General features: G+C 66.0%; 15 protein-coding genes and 8 pseudogenes. 13 read left to right on the forward strand and 10 right to left on the reverse strand.

The window, feature by feature from the left end; translation table 11 throughout:
* Nucleotides 1-17: 17 nt before the first annotated feature.
* From G4G31_RS06655 to G4G31_RS06665, 3 genes and pseudogenes are all read left to right on the forward strand, one after another.
* Nucleotides 18-746 (forward strand): SCP2 domain-containing protein, encoded by a 729-nt coding sequence (locus G4G31_RS06655; RefSeq protein WP_229425415.1) that lies wholly within the window; start codon nucleotides 18-20, stop codon nucleotides 744-746.
* 2 nt (nucleotides 747-748) lie between these two features.
* Nucleotides 749-2317, forward strand: a pseudogene (gene ubiB / locus G4G31_RS06660) (ubiquinone biosynthesis regulatory protein kinase UbiB); the annotation flags it as partial.
* Nucleotides 2301-2917 (forward strand): annotated as a pseudogene (locus tag G4G31_RS06665) (methyltransferase domain-containing protein). The pseudogenes ubiB and G4G31_RS06665, both read left to right, overlap by 17 nt.
* A gap of 161 nt (nucleotides 2918-3078) precedes the next feature.
* Here the strand turns inward: G4G31_RS06665 and G4G31_RS06670 are convergent.
* Together G4G31_RS06670 and G4G31_RS06675 are read right to left on the reverse strand one after the other, a co-directional pair.
* Nucleotides 3079-4779: a M4 family metallopeptidase gene (locus G4G31_RS06670; RefSeq protein ID WP_182990784.1), complete on the reverse strand. Its 1701-nt coding sequence runs from the start codon at nucleotides 4777-4779 to the stop codon at nucleotides 3079-3081.
* Between the two features lie 527 nt (nucleotides 4780-5306).
* Nucleotides 5307-5468, reverse strand: coding sequence for a hypothetical protein (locus G4G31_RS06675; protein WP_182990785.1), 162 nt, complete (start codon nucleotides 5466-5468; stop codon nucleotides 5307-5309).
* A 640-nt stretch (nucleotides 5469-6108) separates the two neighbouring features.
* Here G4G31_RS06675 and G4G31_RS06680 point away from each other — a divergent pair.
* From G4G31_RS06680 to epsC, 6 genes and pseudogenes are all read left to right on the forward strand, one after another.
* Nucleotides 6109-6414 (forward strand): FmdB family zinc ribbon protein, encoded by a 306-nt coding sequence (locus G4G31_RS06680; RefSeq protein WP_182991695.1) that lies wholly within the window; start codon nucleotides 6109-6111, stop codon nucleotides 6412-6414.
* A 45-nt stretch (nucleotides 6415-6459) separates the two neighbouring features.
* Nucleotides 6460-7047, forward strand: coding sequence for a DUF502 domain-containing protein (locus G4G31_RS06685; RefSeq protein ID WP_182990786.1), 588 nt, complete (start codon nucleotides 6460-6462; stop codon nucleotides 7045-7047).
* A gap of 58 nt (nucleotides 7048-7105) precedes the next feature.
* Entirely contained in the window at nucleotides 7106-8908 is a 1803-nt protein-coding gene (aspS, locus tag G4G31_RS06690) for an aspartate--tRNA ligase (RefSeq protein ID WP_182990787.1), read from the forward strand.
* Between the two features lie 95 nt (nucleotides 8909-9003).
* Nucleotides 9004-9459: a dihydroneopterin triphosphate diphosphatase gene (gene nudB / locus G4G31_RS06695; protein WP_182990788.1), complete on the forward strand. Its 456-nt coding sequence runs from the start codon at nucleotides 9004-9006 to the stop codon at nucleotides 9457-9459.
* A 42-nt stretch (nucleotides 9460-9501) separates the two neighbouring features.
* Nucleotides 9502-9852, forward strand: a complete 351-nt coding sequence (locus tag G4G31_RS06700) for a DUF3147 family protein (protein WP_182990789.1) — start codon at nucleotides 9502-9504, stop codon at nucleotides 9850-9852.
* A gap of 210 nt (nucleotides 9853-10062) precedes the next feature.
* Nucleotides 10063-10979: pseudogene (gene epsC, locus G4G31_RS06705) on the forward strand (serine O-acetyltransferase EpsC).
* 43 nt (nucleotides 10980-11022) lie between these two features.
* Here epsC and G4G31_RS06710 read toward each other — a convergent pair.
* From G4G31_RS06710 to G4G31_RS06745, 8 genes and pseudogenes are all read right to left on the reverse strand, one after another.
* Entirely contained in the window at nucleotides 11023-11757 is a 735-nt protein-coding gene (locus G4G31_RS06710) for an ABC transporter ATP-binding protein (protein ID WP_182990790.1), read from the reverse strand.
* Nucleotides 11754-12626, reverse strand: a complete 873-nt coding sequence (locus G4G31_RS06715; protein WP_182990791.1) for an ABC transporter permease — start codon at nucleotides 12624-12626, stop codon at nucleotides 11754-11756. Before G4G31_RS06715 ends, G4G31_RS06710 begins: the two co-directional genes overlap by 4 nt.
* Before the next feature lie 2 nt (nucleotides 12627-12628).
* On the reverse strand, nucleotides 12629-13615 hold the full coding sequence (locus G4G31_RS06720; protein WP_182990792.1) for an aliphatic sulfonate ABC transporter substrate-binding protein: 987 nt from the start codon (nucleotides 13613-13615) through the stop codon (nucleotides 12629-12631).
* A 15-nt stretch (nucleotides 13616-13630) separates the two neighbouring features.
* Nucleotides 13631-15057 (reverse strand): annotated as a pseudogene (locus G4G31_RS06725) (LLM class flavin-dependent oxidoreductase).
* Nucleotides 15054-15878, reverse strand: coding sequence for a MetQ/NlpA family ABC transporter substrate-binding protein (locus G4G31_RS06730; protein WP_182990793.1), 825 nt, complete (start codon nucleotides 15876-15878; stop codon nucleotides 15054-15056). Before G4G31_RS06730 ends, G4G31_RS06725 begins: the two are co-directional and overlap by 4 nt.
* Nucleotides 15879-15899: 21 nt before the next feature.
* Nucleotides 15900-16563, reverse strand: a pseudogene (locus tag G4G31_RS06735) (methionine ABC transporter permease).
* Nucleotides 16556-17370 (reverse strand): annotated as a pseudogene (locus G4G31_RS06740) (methionine ABC transporter ATP-binding protein). Before G4G31_RS06740 ends, G4G31_RS06735 begins: the two co-directional pseudogenes overlap by 8 nt.
* Nucleotides 17371-17373: 3 nt before the next feature.
* Nucleotides 17374-18594 (reverse strand): acyl-CoA dehydrogenase family protein, encoded by a 1221-nt coding sequence (locus G4G31_RS06745; protein WP_182990794.1) that lies wholly within the window; start codon nucleotides 18592-18594, stop codon nucleotides 17374-17376.
* Between the two features lie 189 nt (nucleotides 18595-18783).
* Here G4G31_RS06745 and ssuE point away from each other — a divergent pair.
* From ssuE to ssuC, 4 genes and pseudogenes are all read left to right on the forward strand, one after another.
* Nucleotides 18784-19361, forward strand: a pseudogene (gene ssuE / locus G4G31_RS06750) (NADPH-dependent FMN reductase).
* Between the two features lie 74 nt (nucleotides 19362-19435).
* Nucleotides 19436-20368 carry a sulfonate ABC transporter substrate-binding protein gene (locus tag G4G31_RS06755; protein ID WP_374011277.1) on the forward strand — a complete coding sequence of 311 codons (933 nt, stop codon included), beginning with the start codon at nucleotides 19436-19438 and terminating at the stop codon, nucleotides 20366-20368.
* A gap of 10 nt (nucleotides 20369-20378) precedes the next feature.
* Nucleotides 20379-21529, forward strand: a pseudogene (gene ssuD / locus G4G31_RS06760) (FMNH2-dependent alkanesulfonate monooxygenase).
* A gap of 75 nt (nucleotides 21530-21604) precedes the next feature.
* Nucleotides 21605-22357: an aliphatic sulfonate ABC transporter permease SsuC gene (gene ssuC, locus G4G31_RS06765; RefSeq protein WP_229425567.1), complete on the forward strand. Its 753-nt coding sequence runs from the start codon at nucleotides 21605-21607 to the stop codon at nucleotides 22355-22357.
* Nucleotides 22358-22360: the final 3 nt, after the last annotated feature.

A 22360-nucleotide genomic window follows, 5' to 3' on the forward strand; every position in this document is an offset into this window, starting at 1 on the left:
TTTTTGAGTCGATAACCATGTTCCCGAGTCCAACTTTCCTGTCGCCGCAACGTGCCCTGACGGGTTCCGCCGTCGCCACCATCAACCACCTGCTGGCCGGGGAGGACTGGGCGCGCGCGTCGCTGCGGCGCCATGCCGGCAAGACTGCCTGCATCGATACCGGCCACCTGGCGCTGCGCATGCACGTCGGCGCCGATGGCCTGCTCGAGGCCGCCGACGAAGCGCAGACGCCGACGGTGACGATCCACGTCAGGCTGGCCGACCTGCCGCTGATTGCCCAGAACCGCGAGCGCGCCTTTTCCTACGTGCGCATCGAGGGCGATGCGGAATTTGCCAACACGATTTCCCAGCTCAGCCGAGGTTTACGCTGGGAGCCGGAACATGACCTCGAGCGCCTGTTCGGCCCGATCGGCGCCGTGCGCCTGGCCGGCGGCGCGCGCGCTGCCTTCAGCCATGCGCGCACGACGAGCCGGCGCCTGGCCGAAAACCTGGCCGAATTCCTGGTCGAGGAGCGCCCGGTGCTGGTGCGCCCCGCCGACGTGGACGAGTTCGGCAGCGGCGTGGTGCGCCTGCGCGACGACATCGAACGCACCGCCAAGCGCATTGCCCGTTTGGAGCAGGCGCTGGCGCAATCCGCGCAATCGGCGTCAGCCCCCGCACCCGGCACGGCCCTGCCGCCACCGACGCCACCTGCCGCCCTCATTCCGACAACCCGCCCCAGCGGGGACACTACCCTGGATAGCTGATGATATTGAAATTCCTGCGCCTGCTTAAAATCTTCACGGTCGCAACCAAGTACGGCCTCGATGAAATTGCAATGTCCGGCTTCAACGCCCCGCGCACGGCACGCTTTGTCAGCGGCATGTTTTTCTGGCGCAGGCGCATTACCACCCCACGCGCGATTCGCCTGCGCCTGGCCCTGGAAGAGCTGGGCCCGATCTTCATCAAGTTCGGCCAGGTGCTGTCGACCCGGCGCGATCTGATGCCGCAGGATATCGCCGACGAACTGTCTCTGCTGCAAGACCGGGTGCCGCCCTTCGATTCCGCGCTCGCCATTGCCCAGATCACCGCCTCGCTCGGCGCCCACCCCGACCAGCTGTTCGCCAGTTTCGACCCGGTGCCCGTCGCCTCGGCCTCGATCGCCCAGGTGCACTTTGCGACCCTGAAAAACGGCAAGGAAGTCGCCGTCAAGGTGCTGCGTCCGGGCATGAAGAAAACCATCGACGAGGACATTGCCCTGATGCACATGGCGACCGGCCTGATCGAACGGGTGTGGGCGGAAAGCCGGCGTTTGAAACCGCGCGAAGTGGTCGCCGAATTCGACAAATACCTGCATGACGAGCTCGACCTGATGCGCGAGGCGGCCAATGCCAGCCAGCTGCGCCGGAATTTCGCGGACTCGGAACTGCTGATGGTGCCGGAAATGTACTGGGACTATTGCTCCAGTAGCGTCATCGTCATGGAACGCATGAAGGGTATTCCCGTCTCGCAGATCGAGCGCCTGGCAGCGGAAGGTGTCGACCTGCAAAAGCTGTCGCGCGATGGCGTCGAGATCTTCTTCACCCAGGTATTCCGCGATGGTTTTTTCCACGCCGATATGCACCCCGGTAACATCCTGGTGTCGGTCGAGCCGGAAACCTTCGGACGCTACATCGCGCTCGATTTCGGCATCGTCGGCACCCTGAACGACTTCGACAAGGATTACCTGTCGCAGAACTTCCTGGCCTTCTTCCGGCGCGACTACAAGCGCGTGGCCGAAGCCCACATCGAATCGGGCTGGGCGCCGAGGAATACCCGCGTCGACGAGCTCGAATCGGCCGTGCGTGCCTGCTGCGAGCCGATCTTCGACCGGCCCCTGAAAGACATTTCCTTCGGCCAGATCCTGCTGCGCCTGTTCCAGACTTCGCGCCGCTTCAATGTCGAGGTGCAGCCGCAACTGGTGCTGCTGCAAAAGACCCTGCTCAACATCGAAGGTCTGGGGCGCCAGCTCGACCCCAACCTCGACCTGTGGAAGACGGCAAAGCCCTACCTGGAGCGCTGGATGGCCGAGCAGGTCGGCTGGCGCGGTTTCGTCGAGCGCCTGAAGGCCGAGGCGCCGCGCTACGCCCACATCTTCCCGCAACTGCCGCGCCTGGCGCACCGCGCGCTGGAACAGCAGGCGCAGCCGCACCTGGCCACCCATGAACTGCTGAGCATGCTGGTAGTCGAGCAGCGCCGCACGAACCGCATGATCGGCTTCGTCGCCTGGCTGGCCGGCGGTATCGCCTCCGGCATCATCTTCGCGGCCCTGTTCGCGCGTTATGGCCAGCACCTCTGACGTCCCTGCGTTCCGGAGCCGCGATCCGCTCGCCCCTGATTTCTGGGACGAGCGCTTCGAACGTGATTTCACGCCCTACGGGACCGCGGCGGCGTGCCTGCCGCCGTGCGCGACTTCGTGGCGCGGTCGCCCGGGGCCTGCACGACCCTGATTCCCGGCTGCGGCAACGCCTATGAACTCGCTTTCCTGTGCGAAGCCGGCTGGGACGCCATCGCCATCGACTTTTCCCCGGCGGCCGTGCGCCGCGCGCGGGAACAGGTCGGTCCCTGGGCGGCACGGGTGGAAGAGGCGGATTTCTTCGCCTGGGAACCGCCGCGTCCGCTCGCGCTGATCTACGAACGCGCTTTCCTGTGTGCGATGCCGCCGGCGATGTGGCCGCGGGTCGCGGCGCGCTATGCGGCCTTGCTGCCAGTGGGCGGCTTGCTAGCAGGATTTTTCTTCATTGGAGAAACGCTGAAGGGACCGCCGTTCGGGATCGACCGCGCCGCGCTCGCGACGCTGCTGTCGCCCGATTTCGACCTGGTGGAAGAGGAGGCGGTGACCGATTCCTTGCCGGTGTTCGGCGATGGCGAGCGCTGGATGGTGTGGCGGCGCCGCTGAGCCCTCGCGCCAGCGGAACCCTGGTCCGGATCGTCGCGGACAAGCTCGGGCTTGAACTGCCCGGTGTACCCGGTCATTGAAACAACCCCGAAAGTTGGTGTCCAACTTTCGGGGTTCAGCCCGGCGAACCGGCGGGCTATGGCAAGCGGGAGGCGCTCCGATTATTCGGCGACGTCTGCGCCCACGTTGATGGCAGCATAGGCACGGGTCACGGCCTTCGCTTCCTTGCTGCCTGCACCATACAGCTCCGTCGCCGCGGCGATCATCTTGGCGCGTGCGTCAGCATAGGTCGACGACGAGGTCAGCTTGGTCGTGTTGGCGCGGAACCAGATGCGGTAGGCATGGTCGATCCCGATACCGGTCATGGCCCTGGGCAGCTGGGTCAGGTAAGACGAGTACATCTCCGAGGTGGAGGTGGCATTCGACCCCATGGACAGGAAGTAGAACATCCGGTTGTTCGGGCCCGAGCTATTGTGCACGTCCAGGTTCCTCAGGCTGGTCGACCAGGCATCCTTGGAGACGCCATCCTTCGATGGTTTCCACATCCAGCGCAGCGGGGTACCGGTCTTCGAGATTTCCTTGCCCATCATCCAGTCGTTCTTGCCCGCCGGGATCACGGTGCCGGTGCCGCCGTTCCGGGCATACGCTTCCACCGCCTCGCCATTGATGTCGGAGGAGGACTCGTTCAGGCCGCCCGACTCGCCACGGTAGGTCAGGTTCGAGGTAGCGGCAGTCACGCCATGGCCCATTTCGTGGCCGATCACGTCAATCGAACCCAGGCTGTAGAACCTGTTGCCGTCGCCGATGTACATGCACCTGCAGGTGTCGGTATAGAAGGCGTTGTCATAGGCGGTGCCGACGTGCACGGCAATATAGGTCGCCGTGTTTCTGCCGTCCAGGGACCTCCATCCCATGACGTTCTTCATGGTGTCGTAGGTGTTCATCATGCCCCACAAGGCGTTGACCGCTGCGGTCTGGCCGTTGGCATTGGTGGTGCTGCCGCCGCTGATGTATTGCTTGCCATCGCCCCAGCTGTTACTCGCGTTGGTGTAGATCAGCCCCGGCTGCGGGTTGGAAGTCGAGCTGTGGTTGGCGTTGGTGATGGCCATGCCGCCGAAAGTGCCGCCCACGCCACGGGTAGTGTCGAGCATCTTGTACTGGGTGCCGCTCAGGGTGGTCTGGATCGGGACGGTGCCGTTGTACTGGCTGTAGCCGGTGCCGGCCACGGTGTGCAGCATGCTCCACTGGTCGAGCACGGCGCCGTTGGCAGCGTCGATCACGGTGTTGAAGTAGACGGGTTTGTTGCCCTTGTTCGCACGGGTCTCGACCAGATAGGCCAGCTTGTAGCCCTCGACCACGTCTTCGACGTCCAGTGCGTTCAGCTCGGCTTCCTTCTTGTTGGCGGCGCCGGCGACACGCTGCTGCTTCACGATCGGGAAGATGATGGTTTCAGCCTTTGGCGCCACCACATGCTTGTCGGCACCGCCCAGGCCGGCAACGGCTGCCTTGATGGCTGCGTCGGCGCTGATTGCGGCAACAAGCGACACGCCCGACCTGGAAATCTTGTCGCGGCGTTCCGAATGGGACTGGCTCACGATGCTGCCGCGCGCATCCGTCGTCACCACCGATTCCGATTCAAAAATGCGGATGCCCTTGTACGTGTGATGCAAGCGCGTCACCTGCAGGCCCTCGGGCCCCGGGTATTCCATGCTTTTTGCATAGCCGTGGTTGTTGTCCAGGCCATTCCTCAGGCGTTCAGCGTTCAGTGCGTTGACCACCTTATCGGTATTGCCATTACCTGCGTAAGCTCCGGTTGCTGCCAATGCGAGGGCAGCTGCAATCAAAGTCTTCTGCAAAATCATTTTTCCGTCTCCAGTTATTAATAAAATTTTATTTCTGACTTGCCTAGAGACGATAGGTTGCTGGACTAAACGGAGTCAACAGGAAACGCATGGCGCATTATTTGCCGTGTCGGATTTGGAACACCGCCAACCGTCGAGGATATTTTCCTGGCTATTTAATACGCTGATGCAAATGCGGGTGCAGCAGCACATCGACAATATCTGCGTAGAAAGCACGTATAAAACAAATGGGCCCAAGCTATGCGATTGCGCATTCATGCGTCGATTGAATCCAGAGCGGAGCGAGGCGACATGCCGAATACGGCAGGCAACGAAGCTGTCTTGAACCGCAGCTACCGGACGCGCTTTTCGCTTCACGACGGAGATTCGCATCGTATCGATGAGCGGGCTGCGAGAAATTTAAAGATGAAATGTGACAACATTCCCAATTTGTAATAATTGGGTGTGCCATTCCGCGCGGTCATATTCCCGTCGTGTAGCGGGCCGGTTCCCTATAAAGGCTATGCCGGGCGATTGAATTGCTGAGTTCAATACTCCCGGTTTTCAATTGCGGAGGCATTAATGCGGCTATCCCATGCGGCGATATGGAATCTGTCGATCACGCTCGCAAAATGCCCGAGCGAGTGGCGCAGCTTCGCCAGGTCGACCAGCCAGTCCTGCTCGGCCTTGCGATAACCCAGCGGCAGCATAATCGGCGGCAGGTTTCCCGGCCTTCGTTGCGGAAACCGAGCATCTCGTTGGTGAGGTCGGTGACGGTGTCGACCGACGCGACGGGCGTCATCTGGCTGGCCGAGCAGGGGAGGGGGAGCGCACTGTGCCTGCGCCTGTTTGCGCAAGCCCGCCTGGCGGCGGGACGGCTGGTCGAGGTGTTGCCGCAGCCGGGTGGTCGGACGCGCACGTTCCCGGTTGCCTGTCCGCCCCGCCGCGGCTTGTCGGGGGCGTCGCGCGCTGATCGACATGTTGGTAGCCGCGCGGGAAGGGGCGACGACAGGGCCAAAAAAAATGCCCGCTGATGCGGGCGACTGAAGTACAGCGTTCTTGTACGGCCATGCGGCGATCTGCATCGCGCAAACTTCTGTTTCTTAAACCATGCGGTCGACAGGCAGGCCTGCCGACAGGTGTGCTGTTCAGGGATGGTATTTAATCACATAGTTGACGCTTGGCAAACTGTGCGCAATGCAATGCTGACGAAATACAACACCTGAGGGCGGCACCGGGGCATCCGGGGCAGGGCGTGTTCGCCATGCCAGAGGCCTTTCCGCGGAATCGGCAACACCCGCCGTAAAAGCTTTATAATTCAGGGTTTTGAAGATTTTTGCGGAGTATCAAATGCCGATTTACGCTTACCGCTGCGACGAATGCGGTTTTTCCAAAGATGTACTGCAAAAAATTTCTGATCCTGTGCTGACGACCTGCCTGTCCTGCGGCAAGCCTGCGTTCAAGAAGCAGGTGACCGCGGCTGGCTTCCAGCTCAAGGGTACTGGCTGGTATGTGACCGACTTCCGTGGCGGCAGCGCCCCGGCCACCGGCACGGCGCCTGCGGCGACGGCGGGTACGGTCGCCGCACCCGCTGCTGATGCCGCCGCTGCGCCGGCGCCGGCGCCAGCCGCGAAAAGCGAGCCGAGCGCTTCCTGATGCACTGCGGCCCCCGGGCCGCAGCAATAAGAACAACGAGAAACAATGCGCAAATATTTCCTTACCGGCTTGCTGATCCTGGTCCCGCTGGCCATCACGGCCTGGGTGCTGAACCTCGTCATCGGCACGCTCGACCAGTCGCTGCTGCTGGTGCCGGTGCGCTGGCGCCCCGCCACCCTGGTCGGCTTCAACATCCCGGGTATTGGCGCCATCCTGACGATCGCCATCGTCTTCCTGACCGGCCTGCTGACAAATAACCTGGTCGGCGGCTATGTCGTGCGCCTGGGCGAACGCCTGCTCAAGCGTATTCCCGTGGTCAGCTCCCTCTATGGCAGCGTCAAGCAGGTGTCCGATACGCTGTTCTCGTCGTCCGGCAATGCCTTTCGCCAGGCCGTGCTCATTCCCTATCCGCACGCCGATTCCTACACCATCGCCTTCGTCACCGGCGCGCCCGGCGGCGACGTGAAGAACCACCTGGTCGGCGACTACCTGAGCGTGTATGTGCCGACGACCCCGAACCCGACTTCCGGCTTCTTCCTGATGATGGAACGCAGCAAGGTCGTCGAGCTGGACATGACCGTCGACGCGGCGTTGAAATACATCGTTTCCATGGGCGTCGTCGCTCCCGAATAAAATAGCATCAAGGCCGCCGCAGGCGGCACCGATATACCAACCTGGAATAGAGAAAAATATGTCCTCCATGCGTACCAACTACTGCGGCCTCGTCACCGAAGAACTGCTGGGCCAAACCGTCAGCCTGTGCGGCTGGGTGCATCGCCGCCGCGACCACGGTGGCGTCATCTTCATCGACCTGCGCGACCGCGAAGGCCTGGTGCAGGTGGTCTGCCATCCCGACAATGCGGATGTCTTCAAGGCCGCGGAGCACGTGCGCAACGAGTACTGCCTGCGCATCACCGGTACCGTCGTCAACCGCCTGGAAGGCACGGCCAACGCCAACCTGAAGTCGGGCAAGATCGAGATCAACACCACCCAGCTGGAAGTGCTGAACGCATCGGTGCCGGTGCCTTTCCAGCTGGACGACGACAACCTGTCGGAAACCACCCGCCTGACCCACCGCGTGCTCGACCTGCGCCGCGGCCAGATGCAGCACAACCTGCGCCTGCGCTATAAAGTGTCGATGGAAGTGCGCAAGTACCTCGACAACCTGGGCTTCATCGACATCGAAACCCCGATGCTGACCAAGTCGACCCCGGAAGGCGCCCGCGATTACCTGGTGCCCTCGCGCGTCAACCCGGGCAACTTCTTCGCGCTGCCGCAGTCGCCGCAGCTGTTCAAGCAGCTCTTGATGGTGGCGAACTTCGACCGTTATTACCAGATCACCAAGTGCTTCCGCGACGAAGACCTGCGCGCCGACCGCCAGCCGGAATTCACCCAGATCGACTGCGAAACCTCCTTCCTGACCGAACAGGAAATCCGCGACCTGTTCGAAGACATGATGCGCGTGGTGTTCAAGAACGCCGCCGGCATCGACCTGCCGAACCCGTTCCCGGTGATGGATTTTGCCACCGCCATGGGCAAGTACGGTTCGGACAAGCCGGACATGCGCGTGAAACTCGAATTCACCGAGCTGACCGAGCTGATGAAGTCGGTCGAGTTCAAGGTCTTCAACAGCGCCGCGAACATGAGCGGTGGCCGCGTGGTCGGCATGCGCGTGCCGCAGGGCGGTTCGATGCCGCGCTCGGAAATCGATGCCTACACCCAGTTCGTCGGCATCTACGGCGCCAAGGGCCTGGCCTACATCAAGGTCAACGAGAAAGCCAAAGGCCGTGACGGCCTGCAGTCGCCAATCGTCAAGAACATCGCCGACGAGGTGCTGACCCAGATCCTGGAAATGACCGGTGCGCAAGATGGCGACCTGATCTTCTTCGGCGCCGACAAGGCGAAGGTCGTCAACGATGCCATGGGCGCGCTGCGCGTGAAGATCGGCCACTCGGAATTCGCCAAGAAGGCCGGCCTGTTCGACGACGTCTGGGCACCGCTGTGGGTGATCGACTTCCCGATGTTCGAGCACGACGAAGAAAACAACCGCTGGACCGCGACCCACCATCCGTTCACCGCGCCAAAGGACGGCCACGAAGACATGCTGGAAACCAATCCGGGTGCCTGCATCGCCAAAGCCTACGACATGGTCCTGAACGGCTGGGAACTGGGTGGCGGCTCGATCCGTATCCACCGCGAAGACGTGCAGAGTAAAGTGTTCCGCGCGCTGAAGATCGACGCCGAAGAAGCGCAGCTGAAATTCGGCTTCCTGCTCGACGCCCTGCAATACGGCGCGCCGCCGCACGGTGGCCTGGCTTTCGGCCTGGACCGTCTGGTCACCCTGATGACCGGTTCGGAATCGATCCGCGACGTGATCGCCTTCCCGAAAACCCAGCGCGCACAGGATCTGCTGACCAATGCGCCGTCGGAAGTGGACGAGAAGCAGTTGAAGGAACTGCATATCCGCCTGCGCAACGAGCCGAAAGTGGGCTAAACACGCTCGGCCGTACGGCTGGGTAGAATAGGGGCTGGCGCCACGTCGCAGGACGGGCTCCAGCCTTTTTTGTTTGTCCCACGGAGAAACCAAGCGTGCACAAGATTCCCGAATCGGTCCTGGTCGTCATCCACACCGCGGATTTGCAGGTGCTGCTGATCGAGCGGGCCGACCGTCCGGGTTTCTGGCAGTCGGTCACCGGTTCGCTCGATGCGCCTGACGAGCCGCTGCTGGCGACGGCCACGCGCGAACTGTTCGAGGAGACCGGCATCGTTGCCGACGGCGAGCGTATCCGCCTGCACGACTGGAAGCTGTCGAACGTCTACGAGATCTATCCGACCTGGCGCCACCGCTACGCGCCGGGCGTCACCCATAACACCGAGCACGTGTTTTCGGTCTGCGTGCCGCGCGATATTCCCATCACGCTCAGCCCGCGCGAGCACCTGCAGTACGCCTGGCTGCCGCTGCTGGAAGCGGCCGACCGCTGCTTTTCCTCGTCGAATGCGGAAGCGGTGCTGCAGTTGCCGCGGCACCTGCACGGCGCCTCCTGAGGCGAGGACGCCGCCTGTTTCAGAATAAAAGAAAGCAACACAATGAAGTGGATTATCACGAAATACCTGATCACGGCGGCCGTCGTCGTGCTCGTGTCCGAAGCGGCCAAGCGCAGCGATCGCATTGGCGGGTTTATTGCCGCCTTGCCGATGGTGACCTTGTTGACGCTGGTATGGCTGTACCTGGAACACCAGCCGCAGGCCAAGCTGGCGAACCACGCCTGGTACACCTTCTGGTATGTGGTACCCACCCTGCCGATGTTCCTGGCCTTTCCCTGGCTGCTGCAGCGGCTCGGGTTCTGGTGGACGCTGGGCGCCTGCACGGCGCTGACGGTGGCCTGCTTTGCGGCGTTTGCGATGGTGGTGAAGCGTTTCGGGATTGTTTTGCTGTAGATGACCGAGTGGGCCCGGGGAGCCCACCCTACGCCTGCCGCGCCGTAGGGTGGGCGCCCCGAGCCCACGCGGAACCTCGAGGAGCGTTAGCTGCCGCCGTCCATGCGACATGAATAGCCGCCGATGCGTTAGCACGACGTCCGCATTTCGATATAAGAAAGTGTGATCAAAATCGTTCGCTTTTGGCCCGGCTTGGAGTAGTCTGGTCAAATGAACAACGATCAGACGGAGCAGGCCGGCTCCAGCCATTGGCACCTCGGCCCCATCATCGACGCGCTGCGCACTTCGCGCGAATCGACCCACAACATCCGCCACCAGGGACGCGTGCGCGAACTGCCGTCGCGCGCGGTGCTGCAGCAGGTGATCGAAGGCGTGTCGGCGGCGCTGTTCCCCACGCATTACGGGCGGCCAGACCTGAACGACGAAAGCATCGATTACTTCGTCGGCGACACATTGAACGTCGCGCTCGACCGCCTGGTCCAGCAGGTGCGGCGCGCGCTGCGCTTCAATCCTGGCCAGGAAGACCTGGGCGAGGCCGAGCTGACGACGCGCGCCTGCGCCATCACGCGCTCGTTTGCCACCAGCCTGCCGGAAATCCGCGCGCTGCTGGTGTCGGATGTGCAGGCGGCCCTTGCCGGCGATCCCGCGGCCAGCTCGGTCGCCGAAATCATGCTCTGCTATCCCGGCACCATTGCCGTGCTCTACCACCGGCTGGCGCATTGCCTGCATCGGCTTGGGGTGCCTTTCCTGGCGCGGCTGGCGGCCGACATCGCCCATACGCTCACCGGCATCGACATCCACCCGGCCGCGCAGATCGGCGCCAGCTTCTTCATCGACCACGGTACCGGCGTCGTGATCGGCGAGACGGCCATCATCGGCCAGCGCGTGCGCCTGTACCAGGCCGTCACGCTGGGCGCGCGCCGTTTCCCCACCGACGAACACGGCGCCCGGTGAAAGGTGCGCCGCGCCACCCGATCGTCGAGGACGACGTCGTCATCTACGCCGGCGCCACCATCCTCGGCCGCATCACGGTGGGCGCCGGCTCGACCATCGGCGGCAATGTCTGGCTCACCCAGAGCGTGGCACCGGGCAGCAACGTCACCCAGGCGCAGATGCGCGGCTGCTAGACCGGGCGCCGGCCCGCCCCGCGGCGGTACCGGCCAGCGTCGGCTACACGGCGTGCATCGCATGCAGGCTGGCCAGGATGTCCGCTTTTACGGAGGAGGCCGCCAGCGCCGCGCGCGCACGCGGCCGCGCCAGGCCCACCTCGAACTCCTCGCGCGGCGGGCCCGGTAGCTTATCGAGCAGGACGACGCGGTCGCTCAGTTGCAAGGCTTCGTCGATGTCATGGGTCACCAGCAGCACCGTCAAGCGGCGCTGTTCGGCCACGCGCGCCAGCAAGTCCTGCAGGCGCATGCGCGTGAACGCGTCCACCGCCGAAAACGGTTCGTCCAGCAGCAGCACACGCGGCTCCGGGTAGAGCCCGCGCGCCAGCGCCACCCGCTGTGCCTGGCCGCCCGACAGCTGCTTCGGCAGCGCTTGCGCATAGCCGGCCAGGCCCACTTCGTCGAGCAGCGCCGCCACGCGTGCCGCGTCAAACGCCCCCGGTGCCGCACCGAAGACGATGTTCTCTTCCACCGTCAGCCGGGGAAACAGGCGCGGCTCCCGGAAGATCAGGCCGATCTCGCGCTGCGGCCCGCTGACCTGTCCGCCGCGCAGGCGCACGCCGCCGCGGTAATGGGGATCGAGACCGGCGGCGATCGACAGCAGCGTGCTCTTGCCGCAGCCGCTGGGCCCAACCAGGCTGACGATCTCGCCAGCCTCGAGGAAGAGGCGCAGTCCGCGCAGGATGGTGCGCTCGCCATGGCGCTTTTCGTCGATGGCCACATCCAGCAGGGCGCTCATCGGGCCTCCCGGTAGCCGGTGCGGTAGCCGGCGCGGTAGCCGGTGCGGTAGCCGACGCGGTTGCCAAGGCTGTCGCGCCAGGACAGCAGGCGTGTCTCCAGCGCCCCCATCGCGGTATCGCTGGCCTTGCCCAGCAGGGCAAGCAGGAAGATCGCGGCGAGCATGATGTCGGCGCGGCTCGATTCGCGCCCGTCAGACAGCAGGTAGCCCAGGCCCTGGCTGGCCGCGATCAGTTCGGCGGCGACCATGAACATCCACGCCAGGCTCAGGCCGTTGCGCAGTCCGGTCAGGATCGACGGCAGCGCCGAGGGCAGCAGCACCCGCCTTGCCAGCGCCGCCGGCCGCAGTCCGTAGAGCTGGCCGACCTCGACCAGCTTGCGGTCGACGCCGCGCATGCCCGCCACCACGCCCATGTAGACGGGGAAAAAGGCGCCGATGGCGATCAGGAGCAGCTTGGGCGTCTCGTCGATGCCGAACCAGAGCAGCAGCAGCGGCACCCAGGCCAGCGAGGGAATCGCACGCAGGGCCTGGAAGCTGGGGTCGAGCAGGCGCGCGCCATGGCTGCTCAGCGCCACCGGGGCGCCCAGCAGCAGCGCCAGCGTGGACCCCGCCGCAAAGCCTGCCGCCACGCGCAGGCAGCTGCTGGCCAGGTGCCCGCCCAGGCCATTGTGCGCAAGCCAGGCCAGGGTGCCGGCGATCTCGCTGGGCGCCGGCATCAGGTTGGCCGGCACCAGCCCGCTGCGTACGCCTGCCTCGGCGCCGGCCAGCGCCAGCGCAGGCAGGATCAGTCCTAGCGGCAGGCGCAGGCGCGGCCGCGGCCGGGCCGAGGGCGGCGCCAGTTCGATCGACTGGGGCGCGTCGCGTTTCATGCTCAGGCGCGCGCGATCAGCGATCGAGCGAAACGGGTGTCGATCAGGCTGGAGATCGCGGCGTCCAGGTCGGTACCCGGCTTGACCAATGCCTCGTCGCGCAGGATGGGCGCGGCCAGCTGCAAGGCCTTGATGTGTTCGTTGGACGGCTGCGGGTTGCTGAAGTCGCTGCGCAGCTTCACCTGCAGCAGGGCGACCGGCAGCGACACCTTCGCTTCGTTCGACAGGATCTTGGCCGCCTCGACCGGATTGGCGCGGGTCCAGGCGCGGGCGCGCTCGTAGGCCCCGATCACGCGCGCCGTCTCCTGCGGATAGTTGGCCAGGAATTCCTCGCGCACGTTCAGGAAGCCATAGGTATTGAAGGCCACGTTCCGGTACAGCAGGCGCGCGCCGCCTTCGAGCTCGCTGGCCGCCATGTGCGGATCGAGCCCGGCCCAGGCGTCGACGCGGCCCTGCTCCAGCGCCGTGCGCCCGTCCGCGTGCTGCAGGCTGACGTGCTCGATGTCCTTGCGCCCGAGTCCCACGCTGTGCAGTGCGCGCAGCAGGAAGAGATACGGATCGGTACCCTTGGTGGCCGCGATCTTTTTGCCTTTCAGGTCGGCGAGCGTGCGGATCGGCGAATGCTTCGGCACCACCAGCGCGGTCCACTCCGGGCGCGAATAGATATAGGGCGTGCGGATCGGGTTGCCGTTGGCGCGGGCCAGGAGGGCGGCGAGGCCGGCGCTCGAGCCGAAGTCGATGCTGTTCGCATTCAGGTATTCGAGCGCGCGGTTGCTGCCGGCGCTGAGCACCCATTTGATGCGGGTGCCGTCGGCCTTGAAGGCTTCTTCCAGCCAGCCGAAATGGCGCAGCACCAGGCTGGTGGGCGAATAATAGGCGTAATCGAGGCGCAGTTCTTCCAGCCGGGCCGATGCCGAACGGGCCGACAGCGGCAGGATGGACAGGGCGGCGCCGCTGGCGGCTAGCTGGAGCAGGCTTCTTCTTTTCATGGTGTTCGCTTTCGGTCAGGCTGCGGGACGCAGCGCAATGTCGATCCGGACCTGGCGGCCCGGGTGGTTTTCCTGCAGGCGCGGGCCGGTGCCGAGCAGGCGTTCGCGCAAGGTGGTGGCGCTGTCCGCACCGGCTTCGTCTACCCTGTAGCGGCCGCGCCGCCGCAGTTCCGGCACCACCAGTTCGACGACGTTGCGCATGTCTTCTTTCGCCAGCGCATAGGCCAGGTTGAAGCCGTCGATGCCGGTCTCGTCGAACCATGTCAGCAATTCGTCCGCTACCTGGCGCGGGTCGCCCACGATCACGGGGCCGCGTCCCCCAGGCCGATGAAGCGCGCCGCCTCGCGCACGGTCCAGCGTCGCGACGGATCGGCGACGGAAAGCGATGCCAGCGCCGAGCGGCCGGCCTCGGTGTCGATGTAGTCGATCGTGGCGTCGAGGTCGTAGCGGGAAAAATCGACACCGGTCCAGCCCGAGAGCAGGGTGAGGGACGCGTCGATGTCGATGTGCTCTTCGTATTCGCGCAGGCGTGCGCGTGCTTCCTCTTCGGTGGCGCCCGTGACCACCAGCGCCTGCGCATACACCAGCAGCGCCTGCGGATCGCGCCCGGCGGCGGCGACGACCGCGCGCGCGCTGTCGACATAGCGCTTGACGATGGCGCGGGTGGGCGCGCTGACAAAGGTGGCTTCGGCGTGGCGCGCGGCAAACGCCAGCCCGCGCGGGGAGGCCCCGGCCTGATACAGGAAGGGCGTACGCTGGGGCGACGGCTCGCACAGGTGGATGCCGGGGACGGTGTAATGCACCCCTGCGTGATTGATCGGGTGCACCCGGCTTGGGTCGGTGTAGACGCCGCGCGCACGATCGCGCACCACGGCGTCCTCGTCCCAGCTCTTTTCCCACAGTTTATAGACGACTTCCAGGTATTCGTCGGCCAGGTCGTAGCGGGCGTCGTGGCCAAGCTGCTGCGCCTGGCCCAGGTTGCGCGCGGCGCTGTCGAGGTAGCCGGTGACGATGTTCCAGCCGATCCGCCCCCCGGTCAGATGGTCGAGCGTCGACATGCGGCGGGCGAAAGTGTACGGATGTTCGTAGGTGACGGCGGCAGTGACGCCGATGCCGAGGCGCGTGGTCGCACCCGCGATGACGGGTGCCAGCAGCAGCGGATCGTTCAGCGGGATCTGCACGCCGTGTTTCAGCGCCGCGTCCAGGCTGCCGCCATGGACATCGTAGGCGCCCAGCACGTCGGCGAGGAAGATGGCGTCGAAGCCGCCCGCTTCCAGCAGGCGCGCCAGCTCGGCCCAGTAGCCGGCATCGCGGTAGTCGGCGCCGCGCTTGAAGCCATCAGCGCGGGGATGGCGCCACAGCCCTGGCGACTGGTGGCTGGGCGTGTTCATCTGGAAGGCGTTGAAGCGGACCGGTTTCGAAAGAGTGTGCACCGCTGTCATTTTGCGTTTTTCTCCATCGCCAGCTGGTAGTCGGTCTTGGCGTAGTCCGCGAACAGGCGGTTCGTCACCTCCAGGAACTCACGCGAGCGGTAGGCCGCGGCGATGTCGCGCGCGAAGGGCTTGTCCTTGTCGGCGGTGCGCACCGCCACCAGGTTGGCATAGCTGGGCGAAATCTTCTCGGTGCGCAGCGCGTCGCGCAGTTTCAGGCCCGAGGCCAGGGCGAAGTTGCCGTTCACGAAAGCGTAGTCTGCGTCCTGCAGGGAGCGCGGCAGCTGCGCCGCTTCCAGCGGCAGCAGTTTCACGCCGCGCAGGTTGGCGGCGATGTCCTTCTCGGACGCCCGGATCGGGTCGATGCCGGGACGCAGGCGGATCCAGCCGAGTTGGTCCAGCATCACCAGTGCGCGCGCCTGGTTGGTCGGGTCGTTCGGCAGCGCGACCGTGCTGCCCGCCCTGGCCTCGTCGAGCGAGCGGTGCTTGCGGCTGTAGATGGCGATCGGCGCGGTCGGGATCTTGACCAGTTCCGACAGCGCCAGCTTGTGCTGCTCGGCGAAGCGGGTCAGGTAGACGATGTGCTGGAACACGTTGGCATCGAGCGAGCCTTCGGCCAGCGCGAAGTTCGGCTGGATGTAGTCGTTGAATTCCACCAGCTTGACCTTGTAGCCCTGTTTTTCCAGGATCGGCTTGATGCCGAGGCGGACCTGGTCGGCGTACGGCCCGGCACTGGTGCCGATGACGAGTTCCTTCGGGTCCCTGGCCTGGGCGCCGGCGAGCAGCGACAGGCCGAGCATGGTAGCGAGCAGGGAACGGCGGGCAGAAAACATGAGGGGTCCTTGTGGGTTGGATCAGCGTTTGTCGAGGCGGCGCGCCGCGCGGTTGCCGGCGAACTGGATCAGCTGCACCAGCAGCACCAGCAGGGCGACGGTCAGCACCATGACCTCGGTCTCGAAGCGGTAGTAGCCGTAGCGGATGGCGAGGTCGCCGATGCCGCCGCCGCCCACCACGCCGGCCACGGCCGAATACGACAGGAAGCTGATCGCCAGTACCGTCAGCGACAGCACGGGGGCGGCGCGCGCTTCCGGCAGCAGCACGCGGATGACGATCTGGAATTCGGAGGCGCCCATCGCCTGCGCCGCTTCGATCACGCCGCGCGGCACGTCGCGCAGATTCTGTTCGACGAGGCGCGCGAAATAGAAGATCGCCGCCAGCGACAGCGGCACGGCGGCCGCCAGCGGGCCAATGGAAGTGCCGGCCAGGGTGCGCGTGACCGGCACCAGCGCGACCATCAGGATGATGAAGGGGAAGGAGCGCACCGTGTTGACGATCCAGCCCAGCACCAGCGCGGCGGGGCGATGCGCCAACGCCTGGCCCTGCGATACCGGGAACAGCAGCACCCCAGCGGGCCGCCGACCAGCAGGGAACCGCGCCCAGGCCGATGCCGAGCATCAGCGCGGTTTGCAGGAAAGCGGTCCAGAGTTCGGGCAGGATGGCGATGAGTTGTTCAGGCATGGGCCGCTCCCCAGGCGGCCGCGGCGAAGGCCTCGGTACCGTAATAGGCCAGTTCGCGTCCCAGTGCGGTGCGGCGCGCGACGCTGTGGTCGGCCAGCGCGAACTCCTCGGCAACGAGGCCGTGTTCGATGACGGCGACGCGCCCGCACAGCGTGCCCAGCACCGGCAGCTCGTGACTGACGATGACGACCGTCACGCCCAGCTGGGCGTTGATGGTGCGCAGGGTCTCGAGCAGGGCGCGCGTGGTTTCGGGGTCGAGCGCGGAAGTCGGCTCGTCGCACAGCAGCACGGCCGGATGGCTGGCCAGCGCGCGGGCGATCGCCACGCGCTGCTTCTGCCCGCCGGAGAGCTGCGCCGGATAGGCGGTCGACTTGTCGGCCAGCCCGACCAGTTCGAGCATTCTTCCACGCGCGCTTGCAGGCGCGGGGCGTTCATCGCATCGTGGATGCGCAGCGGGAAGGCGACGTTTTCGAAGACGCTGGCGTTCTGCAGCAGGTTGAACTGCTGGAAGATCATGCCGATGCGCCGGCGCGCCGCCCGCAGCTCGCGCTTGCCCAAGCGCGTGAGTTCCTCGCCGTCGACGCTGACCGTGCCGCGGTCGGGCCGCTCGAGCAAATTCATCATGCGCAGCAGGGTCGACTTGCCCGCGCCGCTGCGCCCGACCAGGCCGAAGATCTCGCCGCTGGCGATGTCCAGGCTCGCATCGCGCACGGCATCGAAACAGCCGCCATCGGGCAGGGCGAAGGATTTGGCGACGCCGTCGAGGCGGATCGCGCTCGCCGCCGCGGGTTTCGGATAGCTGTCCATGGGTCAGGAGTAGGGCGTGGGTTCGGGCAGGCGGCCCTCGAGCGCATAGCGTCCGAGGTCGCGCAATTTGTAGTCGACCGGGTCGTGCAGCGTGTGCACGCGGGCGTTGCGCCAGTAGCGGTCGAAGCCGAAGCGGTTCGAGGTCGAGCGCGCACCGGTCAGCTCGAACATCTCGCTGCCGATGTCGAGCGCGGCGCGGTGCGCCAGCACCTTGGCTGCGGCGACGGAAACTGCCACCTCGCCCCGTTCCTGCGCGCTCAGGGCGGCACCCTGGTCGAAGGCCGCGTCGAGCAGGCGCGCGGCCTCGTCGGCCAGCAGGAGCGCCGGGCGCAGCTTGAGCCAGAACTCGCCATAGCGGTGCTGCACGAACGGGTCGTCGCTGGACTGGCCGACGCTTGATGCAAACCAGGGCCGCGCGTGGTCCAAAGTCCAGGTGCGCGCGGCGCCGAACGCCCCTTCGGCGATGCCGAGATACAGGTTGGTCATGATCAGCTGGGCCACCTGCGAGCGCAGTGTCGACTGGGGTGTTGGTGTCTGCCCGGGCGCCTGCAGGACCAGCGCCGACGGCAGGTAGACGCCGTCGAAGTGGACGTTGCCGCTGTCGGTCTGGCGCTGGCCGAAGGCATCCCAATCCGCCTCGACGCGCACGCCCACCTGGTCGGTCGGCAGCACCCCGATCAGGGCGGCGCCTGCCTCCTCGACCCAGGCCGACACCGTCAGCCAGTCGGAACCCACCGAGCCGGACGAAAAGCTCTTGACGCCGTCGAGCACGAAGCCGCCGGGGATGGCACGGGCCGCGGTGCGCTTGTCGAGCGGGTTCAAGGCATTACCCCAGAACAGGCCCTGCTGCACGGTCGCGCCCAGCAGGTTGCGCTGCTGGACCGCGGTGCCGTACAAGAGGATGCCCGCCAGCTGCAGGTGGTGAAAGCCGAACACGTGGGCCAGGGCGCTGTCGCTGGCCGCCAGCGTGCGCACGGCGGCCAGCACGGTCTGCCAGGACGCGCCCTGGCCGCCGAAGGCGCTCGGGATCGACAAGGTCAGCAGGCCGCTGGCGCGGATCAGGTCGCGTTCGTGCGCGGCATGGCCGCCGGCGCGGTCGCGCTCGGCGGCGGTGAGGGCGAACTGCGCCGCCAGTTCGGCCGCCAGCGCCAACGGGTCTTGCGGGGCGGTGGCGGCCGGCGTAGCGTCCGCGGTGGCCTGCACGGCCGAGGAAAGAGAAGGCATGGGGAAGCATTGTCGAGAAAGTGGCGGCCAGTATTGCACCGCCCAACGGCGTTCGTGAACGAAGAAATCCGGTCTTCGATATGCGCAAAACCTTAAAACGCCGAGCGCATATCGATGTGCGAAACGATTAGTTTTCTTTCAACACGCAGGGCTCTACGCTGTCCTCATCCATATTGATCGGACAACATCATGAGCGTCATCCTGCTGGGCGGAAGCCCCTCGCCGCATTCTTCTTCCTCGCGCCTGCTGCACTACATCGGCGACCGCCTGGCCCTGCACGGCCATCGCATCGCGGCCATCGAAGTACGCGAACTGCCGGCGCAGGCGTTGCTGGCCGCCGACCTTGCCGACGCCGAGATCGCGCGCGCCCTGTCGCTGGTGCGCCAGGCGGAAGCGGTGATCGTGGCCACTCCCGTCTATAAAGCGTCCCACACGGGCCTGTTGAAAGCTTTCCTCGACCTGTTGCCGCAGGACGGACTGGCCGGCAAGCTGGTGCTGCCGCTGGCCACCGGCGGCAGCCAGTCGCACATGCTGGCGCTCGACTATGCGCGCTGCGCCCGGTGCTGGCCTCGCTGGCGGCGCGCTTCATCCTGCCGAGCATTTATGCGACGGCGGACCAGCTGGGGCGCGGCGGCGACGGCAGCCTGGTGCTGGCCGCCCCGATCGCCGTGCGCGTCACCGCGGGCGTCGAGCAGCTCGCCTCCGAACTCCAGGGCGGCGCACCGGCGCCAAGTGCCGCCATCGACCGCGTCCACGCCCACGCCTGAATTCCCATCTATATAGAAGAGAGAACACCACATGCCTCCCGACCATCCTTCGCGGCCCGCGCGCCGCCACGCCCTTGGACCTGCTTGCCGCGGGCATCGCCGCCGGCCTGCACGGCCATGTCCTTGCCCAGTCCGCCCCGCTGTCGGAAGTCCGCATCGGCTACCAGAAATACGGCACCCTGACCCTGCTCAAGGGCCGCGGTACGCTGGAAAAGCGCCTGGCGGCGCGCAAGATCGCCGTCAAGTGGACTGAATTCCCGGCCGGCCCGGTCCTGCTCGAAGGGCTCAACGTCGGCAGCATCGACTTCGGCACGGTAGGGGAGGCGCCGCCGATCTTCGCCCAGGCTGCCGGCGCGCGCCTGGTCTATGTCGGTCACGAACCGGCCTCCCCGGGCAGCGAGGCGATCGTCGTGCCGAAGGGTTCCACACTGCGCACGCTGGCCGACCTGCGCGGCAAGAAAATCGTCCTGAACAAGGGCTCGAACGTGCACTTCCTGCTGGTGCGCGCCCCGGAAAAAGCCGGCATCGCCTACAACGAGATCCAGCCGATCTACCTGCCGCCCGCCGACGCGCGCGCCGCTTTCGAGCGCGGCAGCGTCGATGCGTGGGTGATCTGGGATCCGTTCCTGGCCGCCGCCGAGCAGCAGCTGGGCGCACGCGTACTGGCTGACGGCCGCGGGCTGGTGTCGAACCACCAGTTCTACCTGGCCTCGCGCAGCTTCGCCGAGGCGCACCCGGACGTGAACCGCATCCTGCTCGAGGAAATCGCCAAGGTCGACGAGTGGGGCCGCGCCAATCCGGCCGAGGTGAGCGCAATCCTGACGGCCCAGACGGGCCTCGCGCCGAATGTCGTCGAACTTGCCGCGAAGCGCTATGCCTATGGCGTCAAGCCGATGTCGCCTGAAGTGATCCGCGAGCAGCAACGCATCGCCGACGCCTTCCACGGCCTGAAACTGATTCCGAAACCCATCGCGGTAAAAGACGCCCAGCTGGCGACCCCGCTCTGAAGGAAAGTCCATGTCCACCCCTGACGTTTTCTGGTTCCTCCCTACCCACGGCGACAGCCGCTATCTCGGCACGGCAAAAGGTGCCCGGTCGGTCGACGCCGACTATCTGCGCCAGATCGCGGTCGCGGCCGACACGCTCGGCTACGACGGCGTGCTGCTGCCCACCGGCCGCTCTTGCGAAGATCCCTGGATCGTCGCCTCCTCGCTGATCGGCGCCACCCAGAGGCTGAAATTCCTGGTGGCGATCCGGCCGGGCCTGTCGACGCCGGGCCTGTCGGTGCGCATGGCGTCCACTTTTGACCGCCTGTCGAACGGGCGCCTCCTGATCAACGTCGTCACCGGCGGCGACCCGGGCGAACTGGAAGCCGATGGCTTGGTGGCCGACCACGCCAAGCGCTATGAAATTTCGGATGAGTTCATCCGCATCTGGCGCGCCAGCATGGCCGGGGAAGGTGGCGCGGCCGGCTTCGATTTCGAGGGCAAGCACCTGCAGGTGAAGGGCGCCCGCACCCTGTACCCTCCAGTGCAGAAACCCCATCCGCCGCTGTATTTCGGCGGCTCCTCGGAACCGGCGCACGAGCTGGCGGCCGATCAGATGGACGTGTACCTGACTTGGGGCGAGCCGCCGGCGGCGGTGGCCGAGAAGCTGGCCGATATCCGTGCCCGCGCCGCCAGGCGCGGCCGCACCGTGCGCTTCGGCATCCGCCTGCACGTGATCGTGCGCGAGACCAATGAAGCGGCCTGGCAGGCAGCCGATGAGCTCATCAGTCACCTCGACGACGAGGTCATCGCCAAGGCGCAGGCCGCGTTTGCGAAGATGGATTCGGTCGGCCAGCAACGCATGGCCGCGCTGCATGGCGGGCGCCGCGACAAGCTCGAGGTGTCGCCGAACCTGTGGGCGGGCGTCGGCCTGGTGCGCGGCGGCGCCGGCACCGCCCCGGTGGGCGACCCGGAAACGGTGGCGGCGCGCATGCGCGAGTACGCCGACCTCGGCATCGAGACCTTCATCCTGTCGGGCTATCCGCACCGGAAGAGTCCTACCGCTTCGCCGAACTGGTGTTTCCGTTGCTCGGCAAAGGGAAACAGCAGGGCGAGCAGTCGCTGACCGGTCCCTTCGGCGAGATGATGGCCAGCGACATCGTGCCGAAGAAGGCGGCCTGATGGCGGCGGCCGAGCTGACTGGGGCAGCCGCGGCCGGCACGCGGCAGGCGCCGGCACGGGGAGCGTGGACGCGGCCTGGCCGCGGCGCTGGCCGGCTGGGCATTGCCGGTCGCGCTCGTGCTGGGCTGGCAGCTGGCAGCCCAGCTCGGCTGGCTGTCGAGCCGCATCCTGCCCGCGCCCTGGCAGGTGCTGACGGCCTTCTGGTCGCTGGCCGAGTCGGGAGAATTGTGGACCCACCTGCGCACCAGCCTGTGGCGCGCCACCGTCGGCTTTGGCCTGGGCGGCGGACTGGGGCTGCTGCTGGGCTTGCTCACCGGCAGTTCGCGGCGGGCGGAAACGCTGCTCGACACCACCCTGCAAATGATCCGCAACATCCCGGCGCTGGCGCTGATCCCGCTGGTCATCCTCTGGTTTGGCATCGACGAGACGGCCAAGCTGTTCCTGCTCGCCGTCGGCGTCTTCTTCCCGGTCTACCTGAACACCTTCCACGGCATCCGCTCGGCGGACCAGGGCCTGATCGAGATGGCGCGCAGCTACGGGCTATCCGGCTGGGCGCTGCACCGCGACGTAATCCTGCCGGCGGCGCTGCCTTCGATCCTGGTCGGGATGCGCTTTTCGCTGGGCCTCGTCTGGGTACTGCTGATTGTGGCGGAAACGATTTCGGCGCAATCGGGGATCGGCTACATGACCATGAACGCGCGCGAATTCCTGCAAACCGACGTGGTGCTGGTCGGCATCCTGCTGTACGCCCTGCTGGGCAAGCTGGCCGACCTGGCGGCACGTCTCCTCGAGCGGCACTTTCTGCGCTGGAATCCCGCTTACCTTTGATAG

It is taken from the genome of Massilia sp. Se16.2.3 (assembly GCF_014171595.1).
GTDB lineage: Bacteria > Pseudomonadota > Gammaproteobacteria > Burkholderiales > Burkholderiaceae_D > Telluria.

What these genes read in the sequence shown, in the direction of transcription:
- G4G31_RS06655 (WP_229425415.1), top strand. Translation starts at nt 18, where the DNA reads ATGTTCCCGAGTCCAACTTTCCTGTCGCCGCAACGTGCCCTGACGGGT.
- G4G31_RS06670 (WP_182990784.1), bottom strand. Translation starts at nt 4,779, where the DNA reads ATGATTTTGCAGAAGACTTTGATTGCAGCTGCCCTCGCATTGGCAGCA.
- G4G31_RS06675 (WP_182990785.1), bottom strand. Translation starts at nt 5,468, where the DNA reads ATGCTGCCGCTGGGTTATCGCAAGGCCGAGCAGGACTGGCTGGTCGAC.
- G4G31_RS06680 (WP_182991695.1), top strand. Translation starts at nt 6,109, where the DNA reads ATGCCGATTTACGCTTACCGCTGCGACGAATGCGGTTTTTCCAAAGAT.
- G4G31_RS06685 (WP_182990786.1), top strand. Translation starts at nt 6,460, where the DNA reads ATGCGCAAATATTTCCTTACCGGCTTGCTGATCCTGGTCCCGCTGGCC.
- aspS (WP_182990787.1), top strand. Translation starts at nt 7,106, where the DNA reads ATGTCCTCCATGCGTACCAACTACTGCGGCCTCGTCACCGAAGAACTG.
- G4G31_RS06700 (WP_182990789.1), top strand. Translation starts at nt 9,502, where the DNA reads ATGAAGTGGATTATCACGAAATACCTGATCACGGCGGCCGTCGTCGTG.
- G4G31_RS06710 (WP_182990790.1), bottom strand. Translation starts at nt 11,757, where the DNA reads ATGAGCGCCCTGCTGGATGTGGCCATCGACGAAAAGCGCCATGGCGAG.
- G4G31_RS06715 (WP_182990791.1), bottom strand. Translation starts at nt 12,626, where the DNA reads ATGAAACGCGACGCGCCCCAGTCGATCGAACTGGCGCCGCCCTCGGCC.
- G4G31_RS06720 (WP_182990792.1), bottom strand. Translation starts at nt 13,615, where the DNA reads ATGAAAAGAAGAAGCCTGCTCCAGCTAGCCGCCAGCGGCGCCGCCCTG.
- G4G31_RS06730 (WP_182990793.1), bottom strand. Translation starts at nt 15,878, where the DNA reads ATGTTTTCTGCCCGCCGTTCCCTGCTCGCTACCATGCTCGGCCTGTCG.
- G4G31_RS06745 (WP_182990794.1), bottom strand. Translation starts at nt 18,594, where the DNA reads ATGCCTTCTCTTTCCTCGGCCGTGCAGGCCACCGCGGACGCTACGCCG.